Annotated in this window: 7 protein-coding genes and 1 pseudogene; 5 read left to right on the top strand and 3 right to left on the bottom strand. The window is 74.2% G+C overall.

Annotation, left to right across the window (positions count from 1 at the left end; translation table 11 throughout):
* Positions 1-10: 10 nt before the first annotated feature.
* Positions 11-718, bottom strand: coding sequence for a response regulator (locus ACFWZ2_RS09030; RefSeq protein ID WP_384543892.1), 708 nt, complete (start codon positions 716-718; stop codon positions 11-13).
* A gap of 8 nt (positions 719-726) precedes the next feature.
* A complete protein-coding gene (locus ACFWZ2_RS09025; protein ID WP_384543890.1) occupies positions 727-2,457 on the bottom strand; it encodes a sensor histidine kinase in 1,731 nt (576 codons plus the stop codon).
* Positions 2,458-2,591: 134 nt separating this feature from the next.
* Here ACFWZ2_RS09025 and ACFWZ2_RS09020 point away from each other — a divergent pair, with 134 nt between their 5' ends.
* From ACFWZ2_RS09020 to ACFWZ2_RS09000, 5 genes and pseudogenes are all read left to right on the top strand, one after another.
* The gene (locus tag ACFWZ2_RS09020) at positions 2,592-3,167 is read left to right on the top strand and encodes a hypothetical protein (RefSeq protein WP_384543888.1); all 576 of its coding nucleotides are present in this window, start codon (positions 2,592-2,594) and stop codon (positions 3,165-3,167) included.
* A 127-nt stretch (positions 3,168-3,294) separates the two neighbouring features.
* Positions 3,295-4,002, top strand: a pseudogene (locus ACFWZ2_RS09015) (response regulator transcription factor); the annotation flags it as partial.
* A gap of 826 nt (positions 4,003-4,828) precedes the next feature.
* The gene (locus tag ACFWZ2_RS09010) at positions 4,829-6,757 is read left to right on the top strand and encodes a sensor histidine kinase (RefSeq protein ID WP_384543886.1); all 1,929 of its coding nucleotides are present in this window, start codon (positions 4,829-4,831) and stop codon (positions 6,755-6,757) included.
* A gap of 222 nt (positions 6,758-6,979) precedes the next feature.
* Positions 6,980-7,951: a lipase family alpha/beta hydrolase gene (locus ACFWZ2_RS09005; protein ID WP_384543884.1), complete on the top strand. Its 972-nt coding sequence runs from the start codon at positions 6,980-6,982 to the stop codon at positions 7,949-7,951.
* A 252-nt stretch (positions 7,952-8,203) separates the two neighbouring features.
* A complete protein-coding gene (locus ACFWZ2_RS09000; RefSeq protein WP_384544179.1) occupies positions 8,204-11,362 on the top strand; it encodes a BTAD domain-containing putative transcriptional regulator in 3,159 nt (1,052 codons plus the stop codon).
* 65 nt (positions 11,363-11,427) lie between these two features.
* Here the strand turns inward: ACFWZ2_RS09000 and ACFWZ2_RS08995 are convergent, their stop codons facing one another.
* Positions 11,428-13,140 carry a bifunctional 3'-5' exonuclease/DNA polymerase gene (locus ACFWZ2_RS08995; RefSeq protein ID WP_384543882.1) on the bottom strand — a complete coding sequence of 571 codons (1,713 nt, stop codon included), beginning with the start codon at positions 13,138-13,140 and terminating at the stop codon, positions 11,428-11,430.
* Positions 13,141-13,214: the final 74 nt, after the last annotated feature.

The raw sequence follows: 13,214 nt of genomic DNA, 5'->3' as shown, positions 1-13,214 counted from the left end.
CGGCGCGCCCTCAGGAAGCCAGTCCGGCCCGGTGCGCGAGCAGCGCCGCCTGCACCCTGCTGTCGCTGCCCGTCTTGTCCAGGACCGCGGCCACATGGGTCTTGACCGTGCCCACGCCGATGCCGAGCCGCAGGCCGATCTCCAGGTTCGGCAGGCCCGCGCCGAGCATGGCGAGGACCTCGCGTTCGCGCTCGGTGAGGGAGGCCAGACGGTCCTCGGCCGTGGCCGGTCCCGGAGCGCCCGTGGAGGTCGCGGCGCCGCCCTGCAGCATCCGCTTGATGACCGTTCCGGTCACGCCGGGCGAGAGCACCGCGTCGCCCGCGGCCGCCGCCCGCACGGAGCGGATCAGTTCGTCGGGGCCCTCGTCCTTGAGCAGGAAGCCGCCCGCGCCCGCCTGCAGGGCGCGCGTCACGTTCTCCTCGTCGCCGAACGTGGTGAGCATGACGACCTGCGGCTTCGGGTCGAGCGCGATCAGCGGTCCGATCGCCGCGAGGCCGTCGAGCACGGGCATCCGGATGTCGACGAGGGCGACGTCGGGCCGCAGCTCGGCGGCGAGCGTGACCGCCTCGGCGCCGTTCACCGCCTCGCCGACCACTTCGATGCCGTTGGCGTACTGGAGGATCATGCGGACGCCGTGCCGGATCATCTCCTCGTCGTCGGCGAGGAGGACGCGGATCGTCGTCGGAGGCGTCGGGGGAGTCTGCGGCGGCGTCGTCATGGCTGCTCCTACGGTCTGGCCAGCGGGACGGTGAAGTGATCGATGGCTGTCAGGACATCATCCCGGAAACAGTAGCGAGTCACCGCAAAACGGTCAGCACTCTCCTCGTCCGCCGTCCCGTCGCCGCCCGACCCGCCCACGTACGGATAGAGGCAGCTCGTCGTCCCCGCGGGCACCGCGGGACCGCGCCCGGCCGCCGCGGCCCTGACCGCCTCGCTGTCGGACGGCACCGAACGTTCCACCTCGTCCTTGGTCATGCCGACCTGCACCTCCTGCCGTTCCGCCAGGTCAGGGCCCGGTCGCGCCTCGCTCACCAGGCCGAGTCCGAGGCCGAGCATCAGGGCCACCCCGCCCATGCCGAGGACCGTCGTGAGCACGCCCGCGATCCGCCCCTGGATGCCGCCGACCGCGCCCTCCTCCGCCGTCGTGTCCGGCAGCGGAGGCCCCGGCAGCGGCTCCGCGCGGCTCGCCGCGTCCGGGCCCGTGGGGATCGCCGCCGTCACGTCGAAGCCGCCGCCGGGCGCCGCGGCCGCGTCGAACGTGCCGCCGAGCAGCGCCACCCGCTCGCGCAGCCCGACGAGCCCGCGCCCGGTGCCGAGTCCGGTCGCCGCCGCGGGCGGGCGCGGCGGGGCCCCGTTGCGCACGGCGATCCGCACCTCGTCGTCGGTGTGCGCGACCGCCACCGTGACCTGCGCCCCCGTCGCGTACCGGTGCACGTTCGTCAGTGACTCCCGTACGACCCGGTGGACCGCCCTGCGCACCGAAGGGCCCTCCGCGGCGCCCAGGTCGGGGCCCTCCCAGGTGAACGCCACCGGGATGCCGCCGCCGCGCGACTCCTCGACGAGCGCCTCGATGTCGGGACGCGTGCCGGTCGCGTCGGTGAGGGCGTTCGTGCCGGTGTCGCGCCCCAACGGGCCCAGTACGCCGAGGACTTCACGGAGTTCGTTCATCGCGTCCCGGGTGGCCTTGCGCAGCAAGGTCGCCTCGTCGCGCAGGTCGGGGGCCTGCTTGCCGAGGGCCAGTTCCAGGCCGCCCGCGTGCAGCGAGATGAGGCTGAGCCGGTGGCCCACCAGGTCGTGCATCTCGGCGGCGATCCGCGAACGCTCGTGGATGCGGGACTCGCTGTCGGCGAGGCGGCGCGCCTGCTCGGCCGCGGCGGTACGGTCCCGCAGCGCCCGCAGCAGCCGGTCCTGCTGCCCGGCCGCCGTGCCGACGAGCCCCGGCACGATCACCGTCGCGGCCGCGAGCATCGCCCCGAGCGCGAGCCCGTACTGCCAGCTGCCCACCGCCATCGGCCGCGCCGTCACCGAGGCCACCAGCATGGTCAGCGCCGAGGCCGTCAGCAGCACGGCGACCCTGCGGCGCGGCTCGGCGAGCTGCCGCGCCGCCGGATACGCGGCCACCGCGACGAGCAGCCCCGCCGGCGGCATCGCGCCCGCCAGCGCGGCGAGCACGAGCAGGCTCCCCACCGGGAACCGGCGCCGCACCACGAGCGTGAGCAGCACCGCGACGCCGTACGCGATCTTGCCGCCGCGCGGCAGCCCGGTGACGGCCGAGCTGATGCCCGTGTACGTGAGCAGCAGCAGGGCGCCGCCCGCCAGGGCCTCCAGGGCGGCGCGGATCAGGTGCCAGGTGGTGTACGGCTCGGGGGAGAAGGGGGAGCGGCGTGGGGGGAGTGCGGGGCCTGAGGGGCGCGAGGGGGGTGGAGGGAGCGGCGGGTGGGGTGCGGGGTGGGGCATAACGTCAAGTATTGGACAGGCCGTGCCGTCCTCTCCGTACATCTTGAGGGGGATGGTCTCTGCCTTTTGGCATACCTGGACGTTCGTCCTGCGGCCGTACGAAATCGGGGTTCCGGGGCCGAAGACTGGTACGTATGCCCCTGAACCAGAAGAAGACCGGTCTGAGCAAGAAGGAGACCGGTCTGAGCAAGAAGAAGGCCGGTGTCGTCGTCATCGTCGCGGCGGGCTGCCTGGCCGCCGCGGGTGCCGTGGCCGTCGCGGCGCCCGCGCTCAAGAACAGCTCGCTGATGCCGGACGCCGTCAGCGAGCACGTCTTCAAGGAGAAGACCCGGGCCTTCGCGACTGCGGCGGACGCGCCCACCAAGGGCGACCTGGCCTTCGTCCTGCCCGACTGGGTTCCGCGGGACGCCAAGAACGTGAAGGTGAAGGTGAAGACGACGGGCGGGGCGAAGCTGATCCGCTTCACGCTCACGGATGCGGGGGCCGGTGCCGGTGCCGGTGCCGGTGGGGTGCGGCTGCCGGAGGGCAAGGCGTGCGGGGCGGGTGCGCCGCACGTCGGAGGGCCCGAACTGGACGCTTCCTGGTGGCCGGACCGCACTCCGGTCGGGGCGCGGGCCGAGTGCGGCGACCACTACCAGTACCGGGTCGCGGTGCGCGGGGACACGGTGTACGCGTGGACCAACGGGGAGGTCTCGGCTTCGGGGGCGTGAGGGGCGCGGGTGCCCTGGGGGGTGCCCTGGGGGGGGGACCACGGGACCACTTATGAGGTTATGAGGATCCTGTCAGGGCGCCGTCCGGATCCCGTCTCCCCTTCGCGGCCCGCCTATCCTCAACGCCATGTGCGCTTTTGTCCTGGTCGCGGAGGACGACGAGAAACAGGCCGAGCTGGTCCGCCGCTATCTGGAGCGCGAGGGCCACACCGTCGCCGTCGTCCATGACGGGCGCGCCGCCCTCGTCGAGGCCCGGCGCAGCACGCCGGACCTGCTGATCCTCGACGTGATGATGCCGGGCGCCGACGGCCTCGAAGTCACGCGCGTCCTGCGCACGGAGACGGGCCCGCCGGACCTGACGGCGCTGCCGATCCTGATGCTCACCGCCCGCTCCACGGAGGACGACCTGCTCGCGGGGCTCGATCTGGGCGCCGACGACTACCTCACCAAGCCGTACAGTCCGCGCGAGCTGATGGCCCGGGTACGGACGCTGCTGCGCCGCGCGGGCGGCATCCACCACCCGCTGCCGGACGCCGGGCAGCGCGTCCTGCGCGTGGACGGCCTCGTCGTCGACCCGGTGCGGCACGAAGTCACGGTCGACGGGCGCATGGTGGAGTGCACGCCGGGCGAGTTCGACCTCCTCACCGCACTCGCCGGCGAACCCGACCGCGTCTTCACCCGCCCCCAACTCCTCGACCGGATCCACGGCTCCTCCGGCTACATATCCGCCCGCACGGTCGACGTGCACGTCCTCAACCTCCGCAAGAAGATCGAAACCGATCCCCGCCGCCCCACACGCCTCATCACGGTCTTCGGCATCGGATACAAGCTGGTGGGCCTGGACGCCAGAACACCCCCCTCACCGACGGACCCCCCACTGCCCCCGGAGCCCACTGCCCGCCCCGGCACTCGGTCCGGCTCCGCACCGTCGCGCGGCTCGTCGGCTCCCCCGGGCTCCGCGCCGCTGCGCGGGGCGTCGGCACCGCCCGCCCCCGAGGCCGGTCGCGGCTCCGGCGCGCCGGGTGGGGCAGGGACGCCTTCCGGGGGCGTGACGCCGGGTGGGGCGTCGGCACCGCCCGGGTCCAAGGCCCGTCGCGGGTCCGGTGCACCGCTCAGGCAGTCGGCCTCGTCCGGGTCTGCGACGCCGGGTGGGGCGTCGGTACCGTCCGCCCCTGAGGCCCACCGCGGCTCCGTCGCACCGCGCCGGGCGTCGGCCCCGTCTGGTTCCGCGTCGCCGCGTGCGGCGTCGGCACCGCCCGCCCCCGAGGCCCGCCGCGGGCCGACCGCGCCCCGTGGCACATCCGTGCCGTCCGCGGCTCCCGTGCCCCGCGGCGCGTCCGCGGCTCCCGTGCCCCGCGGCGCGTCTCCGGCTCCCGTGCCTCGCGGGGCGTCCCCGGCTCCCGTGCCCCGCGGCGCGTCCCCGGCCCCCGCGTCCCGCGGCGCGTCCGCCGCCCCCGCCCCCCGGGCGGGATCCGCCCCGTCCACGCCCAGCGCGCAGCGCACATCGGTGGCGTTGCGTGGCGCGTGATATTCCGTTTCGGAAGAGTCTGCTGACGCGGCTGCTCGCGGTGTCCGTGCTGGTTTCTGTGGGGTCGATCGCGGCGACCGCGTGGCTTGCGGCGCAGACGACGTCGGGGGCGATTCGGCAGGAGCAGGGGCAGGTGCTCGCCGATGACGCGCGGATCTACGACAGGCTTCTCGGGGTCGGTGCGGGGGCACCGGAGTGGCGGGGGGCCGACGAGGCGGTGCGGGAGCTGGCCCGGGAGACCGGGCGCCGGATCGCTCTCACGACGCAGGACCGCAAGGTCATCACGGACTCGGCGGTGCCCGCGGGCAAGGCCGCGGGGAAGGATTCCCGCAGGCCCGCCGCCCTGCCGCCGAAGGCGTCCGCCGTCGTCGACCCGCTCTCCGTGGACACGACGCTCGCGGGCCGCACGGAGGACGGGTCCGCCGACCGCATCGACCCGCGCGCGGTCGGCCCCTACCGGCTCCCCGCGTCGGAACGTACGCGACTGAGGGAGGAGGCCGACCAGTTCGTGTCCTGTCTGCACGGGCTCGGTCTGCCCGCCGAGCTCGTCGTCGGTCCCGGCGGCCGCCCCGTCGTGGAGACCGGTGACGGCCCCGGCGACGACCCCGCCATGTACTTGGGGGTCCGCTGCCGCGGCCTCGGGCTCGACCAGCCCACGCGGACCGAGCAGAAGGCCCTCGGCAAGCTCAACTCCCTTGTCGAGGCGTGCATGAGGCGGCGCGGCCTCGACCCCGTCGCGGTCAGCCTCGACCTGAACGGGCGGAACGGCGCGAAGCCGGTCGGTGTCATTCCGACGTACCCGCCCGTCGAGCCCGCGGACGGCGCTGGCGCCGGTTCCGGTTCCGGTGCCGGTTCCGGCGGCGGGGGCCACGAGGCCGCCGTGCCCAGCGAGGCCCCCGGCACCCCTCCCGGCGCCACCCCCACGCCCACCCCGACCGCCCGGCCCAGCGCCGCCGACCGGGCCAAGGCCGCCGCCGACCAGGCCAACGCCGCGGCCGCCACCTGCGTCGACACCGCCCGCCGCGAGCAGCTCGGCCCCTTCGTCTCCACCCCTGCCCTGCTCTTCATCACCAGCGCCGACGGCGCCCCCGTCGCCCGCGGCTTCAGCCTCTCGGGGGCCAACACCGCCCGCCTCGCCGGACTCGCGGCGGCCGTGCTGGCCGTCACGGTCGCCGTCACCGCGCTCGCCGCGACCCGGCTGACCCGTCCGCTGCGCGCGCTGACCACGGCGACGCGGCGCATGAAGTCGGGTTCGACGGACGGCCCGCCGGTCCCGGAGCGGGCCACCCGTTCGGCGGGCGAGATCAGTCAACTGGCCGCCGCCTTCAATGACATGGCGGCCCACCGCAAGGCCCTGGAGGAGCAGCGCAGGGCGATGGTCAGCGACGTCGCGCACGAGCTGCGCACCCCGCTGTCCAACATCAGGGGCTGGCTCGAGGCCGCGGAGGACGGCGTCGTCGAGACCGATCCGGAGCTTGTCACCTCGCTCCTCGAAGAGGCCCTGCTGCTCCAGCACATCGTCGACGACCTGCAGGACCTCGCGGCCGCCGACGCCGGTACGCTCCGGCTGCACCGCGAGCCGGTGCGCGTCGCCGACATCGCCGAGCAGGTGGCGGCGGCCCATCAGGCGCGGGCGGACGCGGCGGGCGTACGGCTGCGTGCGACGGCGCTCGGCGACCCCTGCGTGAACGCCGACCCGCTGCGCCTGCGCCAGGCCGTCGGCAATCTCGTCTCCAACGCGATCCGGCACACCCCCGACGGCGGCAGCGTCCGCGTCACCTGCCGGACCACATCCGACGCCGTGCTCATCGAGGTCGCCGACACCGGCACCGGCATCGCCCCCGACGACCTGCCGCATGTCTTCGACCGCTTCTGGCGCGCGGACAAGTCCCGTACGCGGGCCACGGGCGGCAGTGGTCTCGGCCTGTCGATCGTCCGCAATCTGACGGAGGCGCACGGCGGGACGGTGACGGCGGAGAGTGCGCTGGGGAAGGGGTCGCTGTTCACGCTGCGGCTGCCGGGAGAGGGAGCGGAGGGCGCGGCGGGCGACGAGGCGGGTTGATCCGTACGGGCGCACAGACGTGCGAAGTCGGGGCCGACGCCGGAATCTGAGGGTCTGCACGTCCGCGTCTGCACGTCTGCACGTCTGTGGGTGTCTGCGCGTGTCGGTGTGTGTCGGTGTGTTCCGTGTGCGGCCGTTCCGCGTGCGGCTCCCCGACTCACCCGCTCCCTGCCCCACCTGCCGCCCGCCCCGCCTCCTGCGCCCGCCCCCTTCGGAGTCCCCATGCCCGTACGCCAGGTCCGCCACGTTCTCGTACCCCTCCTCCTGGTCCTCCTCGCCGGTGCCGCGCCCCCGGCGGCCGCGACCGCGGGACCGGAGCGCGGTGATCCGGCTCCCGCGGGGCCCCGTCCCGCCGCGCCCCGTCCCGGCGACCCTGCCGTCACCGCCGCGAAGAAGCTGGCCACCCCCGGCCTGCCGGGCGCCAACGACTGGGCGTGCAGGCCCGGCCGACGCCACCCCCGCCCCCTCGTCCTGGTCCACGGCACTTTTGCCACCGGCAAGGCGTGGGGGATGGCCGTGCCGGTCTTCCGTGCCTCGGGCCGCTGCGTCTTCGTCCTCGACTACGGCAAGACCGGGGCCGACGACATGTACGGCATGGGTCCCATCGCCGAGTCCGCCAAGGAACTCGCCGTCTTCGTGGACGGCGTGCGCGCCGCGACCGGCGCGGCCCGCGTCGACATCGTCGGGCACTCGCAGGGCGGCATGATGCCGCGCCAGTACCTGAAGTTCGAGGGCGGCGCGAAGAAGGTGCACACGCTCGTCGGCATCTCGCCGTCCAACCGCGGCACCACCCTGAGCGTCCGCGAGACCCTGGCCAGGGAACAGCCGCTGCTCGCCGTCACGTTGAACCAGATGGCGAAGGACGTGTCGTGCGGCGCCTGCTGGGACCAGCTCGCGGGCTCGGACTTCCTGAAACGGCTCAATGAGGGCGGCCTGACACTGCCCGGCATCTCGTACGCCGTCGCCGCCACGAAGTACGACAGCGTCGTGACGCCCTACAAGTCCCAGTATCTGTACGACGGTCCCGACGAGCGGAACGTACTCCTCCAGAACCACTGTGCGTACGACTTCACGCTGCACAGCGGCACGGCGACGGATCCGATCGCGCTGCGGTTCGCGCTCAACGCGCTGGATCCGGGGCGGGCGGTGAAGCCGGACTGCGGGATTCTGGCGAACGGGCTGCGGAGGGGCTGAGCGCCCCCGACTCCGACTCCGGGCCCCGGACAGGACGAAAGCCCCGGTCGTTCACCTCCGCCGACCGGGGCTCTCTCTCTGCCCCCGGACCCAGCCGCGGCGGCGACACTCCCCCGAGTTACGCGCTGTGCGCGAGTACCGGCGGGCCAGGTCCGATGACGTGATCACATCAGTGTCCGCCAACGGATCGCTAACATGTGGCCAACGGTGTGCACGGGGGCACAGGGAGACGGCGTGAGTGAGCGGTGCGAGCTGCGGTCCGGGCTGAGGTTCGGCCTTCTCGGGGCGCCGGCCGTGTACGACGACGCGGGGGAGCCGCGTCCGGTGCGCAGCGCGAAGGGGCGCGCCCTGCTGGCCGCGCTCCTCCTCGAACCGGACAGGGTCGTCTCCCTCGGCGCCCTGAAGGACGCGCTCTGGGGCGACTTCCCGCCCGCGTCCGCGCAGGCGTCCCTGCAGAACCACGTCACACGGCTGCGGCGCCTCCTCGACGACCCGGAACGGCTGCGCGCCGTGCCGCCGGGATACCGGCTGCGGGTCGCCGACGGGGAGCTGGACGTACGGCTCTTCGAGAGCCAGGTGGCCCGCACGCGGGCGGCGCACGCGGCACGGGACTGGACGCGGGCATCGGCCCACGCCGCCGACGCGCTCACGCTCTGGCGCGGCACCCCGTTGAGCGGCCTCCCCGAAGCGGTGGCCGACCACCCCCTCGTACCGCGCCTGGAAGAGGCCAGGCTGCTCGCCCTCGAATGGCGCTACGACGCCGAACTCGAACTCGGCGGCACGGGCGCGGGCCTCGCGGCGCTCGCCCCCGAACTGACGGCCCTCGTCGCCCAGCACCCGCTCCGCGAGGTCTTCCACCGCCAGCTCATGCTGGTCCTCCACCGCACCGGCCGCCAGGCCGAGGCCCTGGCCGTCCACCGCGAACTGCGCCGCAGACTGGTGGACGAACTCGGCGTGGAGCCGGGCGCGGGCGTCCGGGAGGCACACCAGGAGGTCCTGCGCGGCACACCCACCATCCCGGACGCACCGTCCGAAGACCCGGACGCTCCCGCCTTGTTGACCGTCCCGTCAGGGGCGCGAGGAACTGCGCGCCCAGCCACGACGCTCCGGCAGAAGCACAACACTCCCAGCGAGGGCGTCCCGTCAGGGGCGCGGGGAACTGCGCGCCCAGCTACGACGCTCCCGCAGAAGCACAACACCCCCAGCGAGGCAGCCCCGCCAGGGGAGCAGGAACCTACCCGCCGGGCGCCAAGACCAGCCCAACTCCCCCCAAACCCCGCACACTTCACCGGCCGCACAGAAACCGTCCACACCCTGCGTGCAGCAGTATCCGGCCCCGGGTCCGCGCCCCTGGCGATCATCTCGGGGATGGCAGGCGTCGGCAAAAGCGCGCTCGCCGTGCACGTGGCGCACGGACTCCGCGAGGAGTTCCCCGACGGCCAGCTCTACGTCAACCTGCACGGCGCGACGCCGGGCGTGGCCCCGCTCACCCCCGCCCAGGCCCTCGCCTCGCTCCTGCGCGACCTCGGCGCGGAGCCGCGGCGCGCCCCGGAGGGGGACGAAGACCCGGCCGCGGACAGCGCGTTGCTGCGTTCGCTGCTGGCGCCCACCCGCACCCTGATGGTCCTCGACGACGCCGCGACCGCCGCCCAGGTGCGCCCGCTGCTGCCCGCGGGGTCCGGCTGTGCCGTCATCGTCACCAGCCGTTCGCCGCTGACCGCGCTCGACGGGGCCTGCCGTTTCCCGCTGGAGCCGCTCTCCGACGGGGACAGCGCGGCGCTCCTGCGCGCCGTCTCGGGGCGGGACGGGCTCGACGCCGGGCACCCCCTGATCGAACTGGCGGGACGCCTCCCGCTGGCCCTGCGCATCGTCGCGGCCCGTCTCGCCGCGCGCCGCGCCCTCACCCCGGACGGGCTCGCCGAACTCCTCACGGTCAGCGGCGATCGGCTGCACCACTTGGAGTACGACGATCTGAGCGTGCGCTGCTCCCTCTCCGTCGCCCTCGACGCCCTGCGCACATCGGAACGTCAGGCGGACCGTGACGCGGCCCTCGCGCTCGCCAGGATCGGCGCCCTCGACCTGCCGACGTACGGAGTGCCGCTTCTCGCCCGCCTGTTGGGCGCCGACGAGTTGCGCGCGGGCGCGGCGCTCGACCGGCTCGTGGACGTCGCCCTCCTCGAAGAGACCGCCTTCGGCAGGTACGCCCCGCACGACCTCGTCCGCGACTTCGCCAGGGAGGCGGCGCGGGAGGGCGCCGACATCGAATCCGATAGCGCAGGTGCCGGTATCGGCGACACCGGTATCGGGGACTCCGCCCTTCGCTGGTACGCGGAGTCGGCCAGGCGCAGCCTCCTGGCGATCATGCCGGAGGGCCTCGACCGTGCGGACCGCCTCCGGGGCGTGGACTCCCGCCTCGACGCCCCGGCGTCCCCGCACGCCCCGGCGTCCCCGCCCCTGTCCATGGAGGCCGCCTTCGCCTGGGGCGACACCGAACTCGTCAACATCGTCGCCCTCGCCGAGCGGCACCGGGACACCTCCGAGCTGCTCCCCGTCCTGGTCCGCTGCCTCTTCCCGTACCTCCAACGGCGCGGCCGCCTCACCGAGTTGGGCTCGCTCGGCGCCATCGCCGTGGCCGCGGCCCGCAGGCAGGGCGACACCGCCGCCGAGGCACAGGCCCTCACCGACCTCGCGGGCATGCACTACATGTCGGGGCGCGGCAGCGAGGCGCTCGCCCTCAACGACGAGGCCCTCGCCCTGTGGCGCGAACTCGGCATCGTGTCCTGCGTACGCCGCGGCCTCAACAACCGCGGGCTCCTCCTGGAGGGCCTCGACCGTTACGAGGAGTCCGCCGAGGCCCTCCACCAGAGCCTCGCGCTCGCCAAGGAACTCGCCGACCCGCTCAGCGAGGCCATCACCCTCAGCCACCTCGGCAACCTCTACGAACACACCGACGCCCGCGCCGCCATCGCCCACCACGAACGCAGCCTCGCGATCGGCGAGACCATCGGCAACGCCGTCGTACGCCAGTCCGCCCACTGCAACATCGGCTACGCCCACCTCACCCTCGGCGAACCGGCCGCAGCCCGCGCGCACTTGGAGGAGAGCCTGCGCATCCAGGGCGAGTACGAGGACTGGCACGGCGCCTCCCAGTCCCGCCTCGGCCTGGTCCGCGCCCTGCGCGAACTCGACCGCCACGAGGACGCGGTCCGTGAGTGCGCCGCGCTCCTCGACCGCGCCGAGCAGCGCGGCGACACCCATATGACGGGGCTCGCCCGGCACCAGCACGGCCTCCTCCTCGCCGCGGCGGGGCGCCGCGAAGAGGCCTGCGCGCAGTGGGAGTCGGCGCTCTGTGCGCTGGACGGCACGGACAGCAAGGTGGCGGATGAACTCAGGGAGTTGTTGGGGGTGTAGGGCGGGGGAGCGTTGTGCGGGTGGGTTCGCCTTCCCCCTCGCTCCTGCTCCTCGCGTCCTGTTTCCTACTTCGCGTCCGCATAGCACTCCACCACCGCGATCGTGAACGGGAACCGCACCGGCGTCTCCCCGAACGCGATCCGGCCCGCCAGGTCTCCCGCCGCCCGTACCGCTGCGCTCACCGTCTCCGCCTCCTCCGCGGGGCAGTGCACGATGACCTCGTCGTGCTGGAAGAAGACCAGCTCGGCCCGCAGCCCCGAATCCGCGATGGTCTTCCGCAGCGCCGCCAGCATCAGCAGCGCCCAGTCCGCGGCGCTGCCCTGCACCACGAAGTTCCGCGTGAAACGGCCCCGCGCGCGGGAGTTGACCGAGGCGTACCCCGGCGTGAACTCGCTCTCCTGCGCGGTGGATGCGCTCCCGGCGGGGTCCTCCTGGGGGATGCCCGCCTCGTCGTCCTCCCCGGACCCGGCCGCCGGAGGGCTCGTCCGGCCCAGCCAGGTGCGTACGAGCCGTCCTTCCTCGCCCGCCTTCGCCGCGTCGTCGACGTACGCGACGGCCAGTGGGAAGCGGCGACGGAGCGCCGCCAGGTTCTTCAGGCCGTCGCCCGACGTCTGTCCGTACACGGCGCCCAGCAGCGCGAGTTTCGCGTGCTCGCGGTCCCCGGAGAAGGCGCGGTCGGACAGGCGCGTGTAGAGATCCTCCTCGCTGCCCGCGACCTCCATCAGGCCCCGGTCGCGGGAGATCGCCGCGAGGACTCTGGGTTCCATCTGGTCGGCGTCGGCGACGACCAGCCGCCAGCCGGGGTCCGCGGCGACCGCCCTGCGGATCACCTTCGGGATCTGGAGCGCCCCGCCGCCGTTGGTCGTCCAGCGGCCGCTGACCGAGCCGCCCGGGGTGTACTCGGGGCGGAACCGTCCGTCGCGCACCCAGTCCTGGAGCCAGCTCCAGCCGTGCGCCGTCCAGATCCGGTACAGCTTCTTGTACTCGATGAGGGGCTTCACCGCCGGGTGGTCGATCTCCTCGAGCTGCCAGCGGCGCGTCGACGTCACCTTGATGCCGGCCTGCGCGAACGCCTTCACGACGTCGGCGGGCAGGTCGGGGCGGACGCGGCGGCCGAACGCGGCGGACACCTCGTCGGCGAGCTCGGCCAGCCTGCGGGGTTCGCCGCCGCCCGCGTACCGCTCGCCGAGCAGTTCGTTCAGGAGGTCGCGGTGCAGGTCCGCACGCCAGGGCAGGCCCGAGGCGTTCATCTCCGCGGCCACCAGCATGCCCGCCGACTCCGACGCGGTGAGCAGGCGCATGCGGCCCGGGTGGGCGGTGGCGTCGTGTCTTCGCTGCTGTTCGGCGTAGACCTCGGCTAGGTCGGCGAGGGCGAGGGGAGCCCCGCCGGGGCGGGGCTCGAAGAGGAAGAGGGAGTCCTGGGAGCCGGGTTCCGCGGTGCGGGGCGGGGGGTCGGGGGGTACGGGGGTGTTGCGGATCCTGGCGAGGGCGGCGGCCGCGGAGCGGGGTTCGCCGAGGCGGCCCTCGTGGCCCAGGAGGAGGAGCTCGGCGGCCTCGATGTCGTAGCAGCGCTCCACGCGGGCGCCTGCGGCGAGCAGGCGGGGGTAGATGTCCGCGGTCGAGCGCCAGATCCAGCGGGCGACGTCCGGGCGCTTCAGGACGGCACGCGCGAGGTCGGCCTCCTGCACGGCGGGTCCTGCGGGCAGGGCGTCGTCCCCGAGGGGCATCAGCTCCGCGCCGCCGCCCTCGGTCGGGGTGATGACCCACCGATCACTCATGCGGGGAGTGTCGCATTCGGCACTGACATGGGCTGGTGTCTTCGCCTTGGGTTCGGCTGTGGGGCGGGGCCGCG

Origin of the sequence: Streptomyces sp. NPDC059002 (assembly GCF_042740435.1) — a bacterium.
GTDB lineage: Bacteria > Actinomycetota > Actinomycetes > Streptomycetales > Streptomycetaceae > Streptomyces.
This window is presented reverse-complemented; position numbering and strand designations above follow the sequence as displayed.

What these genes read in the sequence shown, in the direction of transcription:
- ACFWZ2_RS09030 (WP_384543892.1), bottom strand. Translation starts at nt 718, where the DNA reads ATGACGACGCCGCCGCAGACTCCCCCGACGCCTCCGACGACGATCCGC.
- ACFWZ2_RS09025 (WP_384543890.1), bottom strand. Translation starts at nt 2,457, where the DNA reads ATGCCCCACCCCGCACCCCACCCGCCGCTCCCTCCACCCCCCTCGCGC.
- ACFWZ2_RS09020 (WP_384543888.1), top strand. Translation starts at nt 2,592, where the DNA reads ATGCCCCTGAACCAGAAGAAGACCGGTCTGAGCAAGAAGGAGACCGGT.
- ACFWZ2_RS09005 (WP_384543884.1), top strand. Translation starts at nt 6,980, where the DNA reads ATGCCCGTACGCCAGGTCCGCCACGTTCTCGTACCCCTCCTCCTGGTC.
- ACFWZ2_RS08995 (WP_384543882.1), bottom strand. Translation starts at nt 13,140, where the DNA reads ATGAGTGATCGGTGGGTCATCACCCCGACCGAGGGCGGCGGCGCGGAG.